Below are 10,457 nucleotides of genomic sequence, written 5' to 3' on the forward strand. Positions count from 1 at the left end.
CAGCAGCACACGATTCAGCAGAACATCAGCGACAGAGCCGGAGACACTTGATGAGCCACGATCTGACCACGACCGCGGGAAAGATTGCCGATTTCCGCGACCGCCAGGCCCGTGCTGAGCAGCCTTCGGGCCCGGAAGCGATCGAGAAGCAGCACGCCCGTGGCAAGAACACGGCCCGCGAGCGCATCGACCTGTTGCTGGACGCCGGCTCGTTCGTCGAGTTTGACGCGCTCGCCGTGCACCGCTCCAGCGCCTTCGGCATGGAGAAGAAGAAGCCGCTGGGCGACGGCCTGGTCTCCGGTTACGGCACCGTGGACGGCCGCCCCGTGGCCGTGTACAGCCAGGACTTTTCCGTCTATGGCGGCTCGCTGAGCCAGGTCAACGGCGAGAAGATCGTCAAGGTCCAGGAATTCGCGCTGCGCAACGGCTGCCCCGTGGTCGGCGTCCTCGACGGCGGCGGCGCCCGTATCCAGGAAGGTGTTGCCTCGCTCGCGATGTTCGCGGACATCTTCCGGAACAACGTCCATGCTTCCGGTGTGGTCCCGCAGATCTCCCTCATCATGGGCCCCTCCGCCGGCGGCGCGGCCTATTCCCCGGCCCTGACCGACTATGTGGTCATGGTGGACAAGACCTCGCACATGTTCATCACCGGCCCGGACGTAATCAAGACCGTCACCGGTGAGGACGTGGACATGGAGACCCTCGGCGGCGCCCGGCAGCACAACGCCAACACCGGTACCTCCACCTACCTCGCCTCCGACGAGGCCGACGCCATCGAGTTCGTCCGCGAACTCCTGGACTTCCTGCCCTCCAACAACCTCGCCGAGGCCCCCGTGCTGGAGCACACCCAGGAACTGGAGCTCGACGACGACGATCTCGCCCTGGACGCGCTGATCCCGGACTCGGCCAACCAGCCGTACGACATGCGCAAGGTCGTTGAACAGATCGTGGACGACGCGCACTTCCTGGAGATGCAGTCCCTCTACGCCCCGAACGTGATGATCGGCTACGGCCGGGTCGAGGGCCACACCGTGGGCATCGTGGCCAACCAGCCGATGCAGTTCGCCGGCACCCTGGACATCGCCGCCTCGGAGAAGGCCGCCCGCTTCGTCCGGCACTGCGACGCCTTCAATATCCCCATCATCACCCTCGTGGACGTGCCGGGCTTCCTGCCGGGCAAGGACCAGGAGTTCCAGGGCATCATCCGCCGCGGCGCGAAGCTGCTCTACGCCTACGCCGAGGCAACGGTGCCGAAGCTGACGGTCATCACCCGCAAGGCCTACGGCGGAGCGTACATCGTGATGGGCTCCAAGAAGCTCGGTGCGGACCTCAACCTGGCCTGGCCCACTGCGCAGATCGGCGTGATGGGCGCCCAGGGCGCCGTCAATATCCTGTACCGCCGCGAGCTCGCCGCGGTCGCGGCGGACGGCGGCGACGTCGAGGCCAAGCGCGCCGAGGTCATCCGGCAGTACGAGGAAGAGCTGCTCAACCCCTACCAGGCCGCCCAGCTCGGCTACGTGGACGCGGTCATCGCCCCGTCCGAGACCCGGGTGCAGATCATCAAGGGCCTGCGTGCCCTGCGGGACAAGCGCGCCAGCCTGCCCGCCAAGAAGCACGGGAACATCCCGCTGTGATCCCCACCGGCTCCCAGCCTTCGCCAGTCCCCACCGGCTCCCAGCCTTCGCCAGTCCCCACCGGCTCCCAGCCTTCGCCAGTCCCCACCGGCTCCCAGCCTTCGCCAGCTCAGGCCGGGTCCCTCGCCGGCGTGGGCCCACAGGCCGGGTCCCTCGCCGGCGTGGGCCCATCCACCCACCCCGCAGCTGAGCCCGGCGACGGGTCCGGAGTTGCCTCCGGGGAGACGCCGGCCGCCCAGCAGCCGCTGTTCGCCGTCGTCAAGGGCGAGCCGACGCCGGAGGAGCTCGCGGCGCTGGCCGCCGTCGTGCTGTCCGTGGGCAGCGGCGAACCGGCCGAGCCGCAGAAGCCAAGCGCCCGGCACTGGATCCGCCGGCAGCAGCTGCAGCTGGCACCGCAGCCCGGACCCGGTTCCTGGAAGCGCAGCCGCGGCTGAAGTCCCCGGGGCCACTCCGCGCCACCCGGAAAAGTGCAGCAACCCTTTCATAACGGCCCCGGTCCGGCTAGTGTCTTTCGGGTGACTACCGAACCCACTGACAACACTGCCGCCGACAACACCGTTCCAGCGCGCCCGCACACCGCCATCGACGCCGTCGCCGATGCCTTCACGGACACCCTGATCCGGCTTGACCCGAGTTTCGCCACCGAACTCGGGATCCCGGGGCACGAGGCCGAATACCGGGACTTCTCCCCCGCCGGGCACGAGGAGTTCGCAGCCGCCGCGCGCGAGACGCTGGCGGCGCTGGAGGGCCTGGAACCGGCGGACGACGTCGACGCCGTCACCCTGGATGCCATGCGCGAGCGCCTGGGCCTGCAGCTGGAACTCCACGCATCCGGCTGGGACCTGGCAGAGCTGAACAATATCGAGTCGCCCGCCCAGCAGATCCGCTCCATCTTCGACCTCATGCCCACGGCCACCGCCGGGGACTGGGAGCACATCGCGGGCCGGGCACACAACATAACGGGCGCGATCGACGGCTATATCAAGTCCCTGCGCACGGCCAAGGAGGACGGCAGGGTCTCCGCAGTCCGGCAGGTCGCGATCGTCATCGAGCAGACCACCAAATACGCCGCGGCAGACGGCTTCTTCGCTAAGCTCGCGGCCGGCGCCAAGACAGCCGAAGGGCCGCTTTCGCCGGAGCTGCAGGCCAGGCTCGACGCCGGCGCCGCCGACGCCCGGGTGGCCTACTCCCGGCTGGCCGGCTTCCTGGAGTCCGAGCTGCTGCCGGTCGCGCCGGAGAAGGACGCCGTGGGCCGCGAGCGCTACGCGCTGGCCTCCCGCGTGTTCCTCGGCGCCGCCGTGGACCTGGCGGAAACCTACGCCTGGGGCGTGCAGGAACTCGACCGCCTGATCGCCGAACAGGAGCGGGTGGCCGAGGAAATCCGCCCCGGCGCCACGATCGAGGAAGCCAAGGAAATCCTCGACAACGATTCCGCCCGGCAGCTCAAGGGCACCGAGGCGCTCCGGGTGTGGATGCAGGAGCTCTCCGACAAGGCCGTGGCCGACCTCGCCGGCGTGCACTTCGACATCCCCGACGTCATGAAGACCCTGGAGTGCAAGATCGCCCCGACCGACGAGGGCGGCATCTATTACACCGGCCCTTCGGACGACTTCAGCCGCCCGGGCCGTATGTGGTGGTCCGTGCCGCCGGGCGAGGACACCTTCACCACCTGGGCCGAGACCACGACGGTCTACCACGAGGGCGTCCCGGGCCACCACCTGCAGGTAGCGACCGCCACCTACCGCCGCGAACTGCTCAACAAGTGGCGCCGGAACGTCTGCTGGACCTCCGGGCACGGCGAAGGCTGGGCACTCTACGCCGAGAAGCTGATGCAGGAACTGGGCTACCTCAGGGATCCCGGTGACCACATGGGCATGCTGGACATGCAGCGGATGCGGGCTGCCCGCGTGGTGTTCGACATCGGCGTCCACCTGGAGCTGGAGGTGCCCGAGCGTTGGGGGTCGGGCACCTGGACTCCGGACAAGGGCTACGGGTTCCTCAAGCAGAACCTCGCGATCAGCGAGGGCCAGCTGAAGTTCGAGTTCACCCGCTACCTCGGCTGGCCGGGCCAGGCTCCGTCGTACAAGGTGGGCCAGCGGCTCTGGGAACAGATCCGCGCCGAGCTCGAATCCCGCCCCGGCTTCGAGCTGAAGGCCTTCCACACCCGGGCCCTCAACATCGGCTCGGTGGGCCTCGACACCCTCAAGCGCGCGCTGCTGGCGTAGCCCGCCGGCAACCGCACTCTTGGGGTAGCAACGCCGAGGCAGCCCGGCCGCTAAGCGCCCTGCCGGGGCACCACCGCCGAGGTGACAGTTCGCGCCCATGATCGTCCAGCCCATGGGCGCGAACTGTCACCTCGGCGGAATTCCCGGGCCGCGTGGGAGACAATCGCCACAACAGGCCCGGGAATAACTTCACAAACGGGGTGTCCTCCCGCGTATTTCCAGGGATTCCGCTGGCGGGGCCGAGAATCTGCCGCGTCATATTTCTCAACATCCGTTCGCCGTGCTAGGTGCGCCGGACCTAGCGTGATCCGGTGAGCACACAGACAAGCACCCCCGCACCCGCCGGAAAGACCGGCTTCCAGTTGCCCAAATGGGCCGGCTCGTTCGGTTTCCAGATCATCGCCGCCCTGATCGTGGGCCTGGGACTTGGCCTGCTGGCCAAGTACACGGGCAGCACCAAGGCGAACCCCAACGCCCTCGGCGCCACCCTGCAGACCATCGGCTCGAGCTATGTCTCGCTGCTGCAGACCGCCGTCGTGCCCCTCATCTTCACCGCCGTGGTCAGCTCCATCTCCAACCTTCGCGCCGTCTCCAACGCCGCCCGGCTGGCCTGGAACACGCTGCTTTGGTTCGCCATCACCGCACTGATCTCCGTGCTGATCGGCATCGGCCTGGGCGTGTTCCTGCAGCCCGGCGCCAACACCGGCATCACCCAGGAAGCCAAGTACGCCGGCAAGTCCGGTGACTGGTGGGCGTTCCTGACCGGGCTGTTCCCGAAGAACTTCCTGGGCCTCGGCGCCAGCACCACCGTCACCGAGGGAGTCGCCACCACAGCGGTGAGCTTCAACGTCCTGCAGATCCTGGTCATCGCGGTCGCCGTCGGCATCGCAGCGCTGAAGGTGGGCAAGGCTGCCGAACCCTTCCTGAACCTCAACGCCTCCGCCCTCGCCGTGATCCAGAAGGTCCTCTGGTGGATTATCCGGATCGCCCCGATCGGCACCGTCGGCCTGATCGGCAACGCTGTGGCGATTTACGGCTGGGACACCATCGGCTCCCTGGGCAAGTTCACGTTCGCCATCTATGTGGGCCTGGCCCTCGTGCTGTTCGTTGTCTACCCGGTCCTGGTCCGCGCCCACGGCCTGTCCATCAAGCAGTACTTCTCCGGCGTCTGGCCGGCCGTGCAACTGGCCTTCGTCTCCCGCTCCTCGGTGGGCACCCTCCCGCTGACCCAGCGTGTGACCGAACGCAGCCTGGGTGTCCCCCGCGCCTACGCCTCGTTCGCCGTCCCGCTGGGCGCCACCACCAAAATGGACGGCTGCGCCGCGATCTACCCCGCGATCTCGGCGATCTTTGTGGCCCAGTTCTTCGGTATCCAGCTCGACTTCACCCAGTACCTGCTGATCGCCCTCGTCTCCGTGCTCGGCTCCGCCGCGACGGCCGGCACCACCGGCGCCGTCGTGATGCTGACCCTGACGCTCTCAACGCTGGGACTGCCGCTGGCCGGCGTCGGGCTGCTGCTGGCGATCGACCCGATCCTGGACATGGGCCGCACCGCGGTCAACGTGGCCGGGCAGGCCCTGATCCCCACGATCGTGGCCAAACGACAGGGCATCCTTGACGAGTCGCTGTACAACGCCCCGCGCACGGGCGACCCGTTCGCCGACGAAGCCGCCGACAACACAGCCGGCACCGCCGAGGCCGCAGCGGACCCCTCCGCCACCGCTCCGGCAGCGTCGCCGGAAGGCCGCGAGTTGGCCGGCACCAGGGCGTAGCCGACGGCACCAGCCCCAATCTGCAGCAGCCTAAGCAGGCTTAACAGGGGAAGTCCCCGGGAATTCTCCCGGGGACTTCCCCTGTTAAGCGGCGTCTACGCTTCGCCCAAAGCCGCGTCTACACTTCATCGAAGACGGCTGTGCGGTGGCGCCTAGTGTCCGCCCCGGCCTCCGCCAATCACGCCCTTCTCGATGGCCTTGGTGACGGCGTCCGCCTCGGCCTGGGTCAGCGTGCCGTCGGTGACCGCGGTATCCAGCCTGGTCTTCAGCGCTGCGGCGCGGTCAGCCTGGGCCGCGGTCCGCAGCTCCTCCAGGGCCGCGGTGACCTTGGATTCCTCAAGGCCCAACGACTCAGCCAGTGATTTCGCCAATGCCGCGTCCCTGGTGGCGGGGTCCGGCTTGGTGCCCTCGGCCGGCGGCGTGGTGGGCTTGTTGGCTTCGCGGAAGGCCTGCAGGGCCTCGGTTACCTTGGCCTCATCAACGCCGAGCTTGGCAGCCAGTTCGGCAGCCTGGGCGGCACCGCGCTCTCCGCCCTTCCCATGGCCGCCGCGCATGCCCTGTCCGTCGGTGGTCCCGGGCGTTGCCTGTGCCGAAGCGCTGGAGCTGGGGGTCGGAGTCGTGGCTGCTGACGCCATCCCGGTAACTCCGAGGCCGGCGCCCAGGGCCAGTGCCCCGGCCGAGATGGCGAGCGTCATTCTCTTCGTACGTGACATGTGCTGTCTCCTGGTCTGCAGCTGGTGAGGGCTGCGGTTGGTGGTTGTCTCTTCCAAGACGTAGTGCAAGTCTCCGCCGGACCCTTCTGCGGGAGCTGTTCGGAACCTTTCATCTTCCTGTGAAGGTTGGCGACAGCCGCCCCTTGCGACCTGGGGGCAGGCTTCGGCTGCATCCCAGTCCGTGCGTCCCGGAGTGGGTAGGCTCAGGGCATGCTGATCGTGACCTCCAATGACATCCCCGGCCACCGCATCGACGCCGTTTTCGGCGAGGTGATGGGCCTTACCGTCCGCGCCCGGGATATCGGCAACCAAATGATGGCCGGTTTCCGCTCAATCGGCGGAGGGGAGCTGCCCGAGATGACGCGCATGCTCTCCGAGAGCAGGCAACAGGTCATGGCCCGGATGGTTACCGAGGCAGAGCAGCGTGGCGCCAACGCCATTGTTGCCATGCGCTTTGACAATTCGCAGCTGGGGACCACCTGGACCGAGGTCTGCGCGTACGGCACGGCCGTGTTCGCGATTCCCATCCCGGCGGGCGAAACAGGCGCCACCGGGCAATCCATCTACCTGACGAAGACCAGCGCGGACTAAAACTTGCCCTGAGTGCAAACATGCACGTAGTGTACGTGTGTGCCCAACTCTTCCTCCCCCCGCACAGCCGCGCCCCCGGCGCCCGCCTCCGCGTCCGCGTCCGGGCCACCGTCGATGCCGTCCCGCCGCGAGCTGAACAAAGCGGCCACCCGCCAGGCCATCACCGACGCCGCGCTGGCTTTGCTCCGGTCCAACGGCCCCGGCAATTTTACGGTCGAGGACATCGCCGACGCCGCCGGAATCTCCCGCCGCACCTTCTTCAACTACTTCAGCAGCACCGAGGCGGCCATCGCCGCCGTCACCTTCGGTTTCCTGGACACGGCACTCCAGCAGTTCCGGCTGCGCCCGGCCGGTGAACCCTTCCTGGAATCGGCCCGGGCAGCCCTCGTGGAACTCGCCGACCCGATGACGGTCGCTCCGCTGGCCGAGCTGTACAGCCTTGGCCAGACCAATCCGCAGCTCAGCCGGTCCGAACTCGAAGCCTGGGACCACTGCACCGTCGAGATCATCACCGCGGCCCGTGAGCGCCTCAGAGAAGGCGTCGAGCTCGACGAGCTGTACCTCCGCGCCCTGGCCGGCTCAGTCATCTCCTGCGGCAAAGCCGCCATGGACGTCTGGTTCCTCCGGTGCGGCGGTTCCCTGACCCCGGAATCCCTGTCCACCCTGCGGCAGCTCCTGATCGATTCCATGGGCCTGCTGGGCTCCGGATTCGCCCGCCCCGACGCTGCCCCTTCAACCACCCAGGCCACCATCCCGGCCGACAACTCCACCGCAACCCCTCCCCCAGATCGGCACTGACATGGCCCTGATGCTCTACCGCCTCGGCAAATTTTCCTACCGCCACCGCTGGCTCGTCATCTCCCTGTGGCTCGCCGTCATGGTGGCCGTCGGCGGTGCGGCAGCCGCCTTCCACGGCACGTTGTCCAACAACTTCCAGATCCCCGGCACCGAAACCCAGCAGATGGCGGACAAGCTCAAGACCGAGCTTCCCTCGTCCTCCGGCGGCTCCGCCAGCGTGGTGTTCGAAGCCAACGATGCCCAGTTCAGCCAGACCGGCAAGGACGCCGTCACGGCCGCGCTGACCAAGCTCGAAACCCTCCCGGACGTTCGGGGCACCGTTGATCCGTTCGCCACCCAGGCGCAGCTGGAGGCGGCCGTCACCGATCTGGCCGCCGGCAAGGAGCAGTCCGCTACCGGGAAGGCCAAGCTTGAGACCGCCGCTGCCGAGCTCGCCGCCGGGAAGGCCCAGCTGGACGCTGCAGAACAGCAGATGGCGGCCGCCGGCATGCCGGCCGCTGCGATCGAGGCACGCCTCGGCCAGCAGAAGGCGGCCCTCACCCAAGGTCAGGCAAAGCTCGACGCCGGCACCCAGGAACTGGAAGCCGGCGAGGCCAAGCTGGCCCTTGGCGCCCGCCAGCTGGAGGCCTCTAAGGGCCTCCGCTTCGTTTCCGAGGACGGCAAGGCCGCTATCGCGCAGGTCCAGTTCAAGACCTCCATCAACGGCCTCAACCCGGAGGTCCGCCAGGAGGTCCAGGACATCGTCAAGGAGGTGTCCGCCGCCAACGTCACCGCACTGCCCAGCAAGGAAATCAGCGAGGACATCTCCGAGCTCTTTGGCGCTGCCGAGATTATCGGCATCGCGGTTGCAGCCCTGGTCCTGATCATCATGCTCGGGACCCTGATCGCCGCGGGACTTCCGCTGCTGATGGCCGTCGTAGGAGTCGCCGTCGGTGTGGGCGGCACGTTCGCGCTCAGCGGCGCCACGGACATGAGCTCCATCTCCCCGATGCTGGCGCTGATGCTCGGCCTCGCCGTCGGGATCGACTACTCGCTGTTCATCGTGAACCGGCACCGCGGCCAGCTGCTCGCCGGCATGGACCCCGAGGAGTCCGTGGCGCTCGCCACCGGCACGTCCGGCAACGCTGTGCTCTTCGCCGGCCTGACCGTCATCATCGCCCTCGCGGCACTGGTCGTCCCGGGCCTTCCGTTCCTGGCCGTCATGGGCCTCTCCGCCGCCGCAACGGTGGCCGTCGCCGTCGTCGTGGCCCTGACCCTGACGCCGGCTGTGCTCTCCCTCATTGGCCGGAAACTGATCTCCAAGCGGGCCTGGGCCAAGGCGGACCGGCACAACGCGGCGCCCGGCCACGAAACCGAGGACCGCGCCAAGGACGAATACCGCAGCAGCCACGGCTGGGGCGGCATCGTCACCAACCACCCGTGGCTGGCCCTGCTGGCCGGAGTGGTCCTGCTCGGCGTGGTGGCCCTGCCCGCCGCCCAGCTGCGGCTCGCGCTGCCTGACGCCAGCTCCGAACCGGTCGCCTCGCAGGCCTTCCAGGCCTACGACGTCACCAAACGGAGCTTCGGCGAAGGCATGACCGGCCCGATCATCGTGGTGGGCGACCTCCCCGAGGGACTCAGCGAGGCCGAGGCGCAGGCCACACAGTTCGACGTGGCGGATATCTTGCGCGTGACCGAGAATGTCAGCGCGGCCGTGCCGTTGGCCCTGAGCGAGGACCGCCGCACCGCGGTGTTCCAGGTCATCCCGAACGAGGGCCCGGCCAGCGCCAGCACCGTCCACGTGGTCTCCGAACTCCGCGCCGAAAAGGGCCAGATCAAGGACACCACCGGCGTCAGCATCGGGCTCACCGGACAGACCGCCGGCAACGTCGATGTGTCCAGCAAGCTCGGCGACGCCCTGCCGCCGTACCTGGCGATCGTGGTGGGCCTCTCGCTGATCCTGCTGCTGCTGGTCTTCCGCTCCATCTGGGTGCCGCTGCTGGCCACCGGCGGATTCCTGCTCTCGCTCGCCGCCGCCTTCGGTGCCGTCGTTGCCGTCTACCAGTGGGGCTGGCTCGGGCCCATCTTCGGCGTCGAGAATCCGGGCGCCGTGCTGAGCTTCCTGCCGATCATCCTTATCGGTGTGCTGTTCGGCCTGGCCATGGACTACCAGGTGTTCATTGCCTCCGGCATGCGCGAGTCGTACATGCACGGCGAATCGGCCAAGCACGCGGTCCGCTCGGGCTTCAGCCACGCCGCTGCCGTGGTCACCGCGGCCGCGATCATCATGGTCAGCGTGTTCTCGGGCTTCATCTTCTCGCACCTGAACATGGTCCGGCCGCTCGGCTTCGCGATGGCCTTCGGTGTGCTGATTGACGCCTTTGTGGTCCGGATGACGATTGTCCCGGCCGTGATGTACCTGCTCGGCGAAAGGGCCTGGTGGCTGCCGCGCTGGCTGGACCGCATCCTGCCGGACGTGGACGTTGAAGGCGCCAAGCTGCGCAAGCCCGCGGCTTCCGTCCCTGGGCCTGTGCCGGAAGCAGCCGGGGTAACTGCCCGGTAGCTTGTGCCAGCTGCCACCGGCAGCTATATCCAGCCATATAGGGGTTCGACAAGCCGTCCGCCGATCATTCCGATCGGCGGGCGGCTTTGTTGCTGCCGGGTGCTTCAGGCTGCCGGTTGTTCGTTCAGGCTGCGAGTTGGCGCCGCCTTCGGGTGCGGTGGAGGTCGTTGGCTCTTTGGTGG

The 10,457-nt window shown here is 68.1% G+C and carries 8 protein-coding genes; 7 read left to right on the forward strand and 1 reads right to left on the reverse strand.

Features of this window, described 5'->3' with window-relative positions; translation table 11 throughout:
• Window positions 1-50: 50 nt before the first annotated feature.
• The 4 genes from QK291_RS08505 (at window position 51) to QK291_RS08520 (ending at window position 5,631) form a co-directional block, all read left to right on the forward strand.
• Window positions 51-1,634: an acyl-CoA carboxylase subunit beta gene (locus tag QK291_RS08505; RefSeq protein WP_282380817.1), complete on the forward strand. Its 1,584-nt coding sequence runs from the start codon at window positions 51-53 to the stop codon at window positions 1,632-1,634.
• A 245-nt stretch (window positions 1,635-1,879) separates the two neighbouring features.
• The gene (locus QK291_RS08510) at window positions 1,880-2,068 is read left to right on the forward strand and encodes an acyl-CoA carboxylase subunit epsilon (RefSeq protein WP_282380855.1); all 189 of its coding nucleotides are present in this window, start codon (window positions 1,880-1,882) and stop codon (window positions 2,066-2,068) included.
• 81 nt (window positions 2,069-2,149) lie between these two features.
• Complete coding sequence (locus QK291_RS08515; RefSeq protein WP_282380819.1) at window positions 2,150-3,859, forward strand: DUF885 domain-containing protein; 1,710 nt, start codon at window positions 2,150-2,152, stop codon at window positions 3,857-3,859.
• Window positions 3,860-4,170: 311 nt separating this feature from the next.
• On the forward strand, window positions 4,171-5,631 hold the full coding sequence (locus tag QK291_RS08520; RefSeq protein ID WP_282380820.1) for a dicarboxylate/amino acid:cation symporter: 1,461 nt from the start codon (window positions 4,171-4,173) through the stop codon (window positions 5,629-5,631).
• A 152-nt stretch (window positions 5,632-5,783) separates the two neighbouring features.
• Here QK291_RS08520 and QK291_RS08525 read toward each other — a convergent pair whose 3' ends face one another.
• Window positions 5,784-6,344 carry a hypothetical protein gene (locus QK291_RS08525; RefSeq protein ID WP_282380821.1) on the reverse strand — a complete coding sequence of 187 codons (561 nt, stop codon included), beginning with the start codon at window positions 6,342-6,344 and terminating at the stop codon, window positions 5,784-5,786.
• A gap of 210 nt (window positions 6,345-6,554) precedes the next feature.
• Between QK291_RS08525 and QK291_RS08530 the strand changes: the two genes are divergently transcribed.
• From QK291_RS08530 to QK291_RS08540, 3 genes are all read left to right on the forward strand, one after another.
• Window positions 6,555-6,935, forward strand: coding sequence for a YbjQ family protein (locus QK291_RS08530; protein WP_282380823.1), 381 nt, complete (start codon window positions 6,555-6,557; stop codon window positions 6,933-6,935).
• Between the two features lie 114 nt (window positions 6,936-7,049).
• Window positions 7,050-7,733, forward strand: a complete 684-nt coding sequence (locus QK291_RS08535) for a TetR/AcrR family transcriptional regulator (protein WP_282380857.1) — start codon at window positions 7,050-7,052, stop codon at window positions 7,731-7,733.
• 1 nt (window position 7,734) lies between these two features.
• The gene (locus QK291_RS08540) at window positions 7,735-10,275 is read left to right on the forward strand and encodes an MMPL family transporter (protein ID WP_282380824.1); all 2,541 of its coding nucleotides are present in this window, start codon (window positions 7,735-7,737) and stop codon (window positions 10,273-10,275) included.
• Window positions 10,276-10,457 lie beyond the last annotated feature (182 nt).

Source organism: Arthrobacter sp. AL12 (assembly GCF_029960645.1).
Taxonomy (GTDB): domain Bacteria; phylum Actinomycetota; class Actinomycetes; order Actinomycetales; family Micrococcaceae; genus Arthrobacter.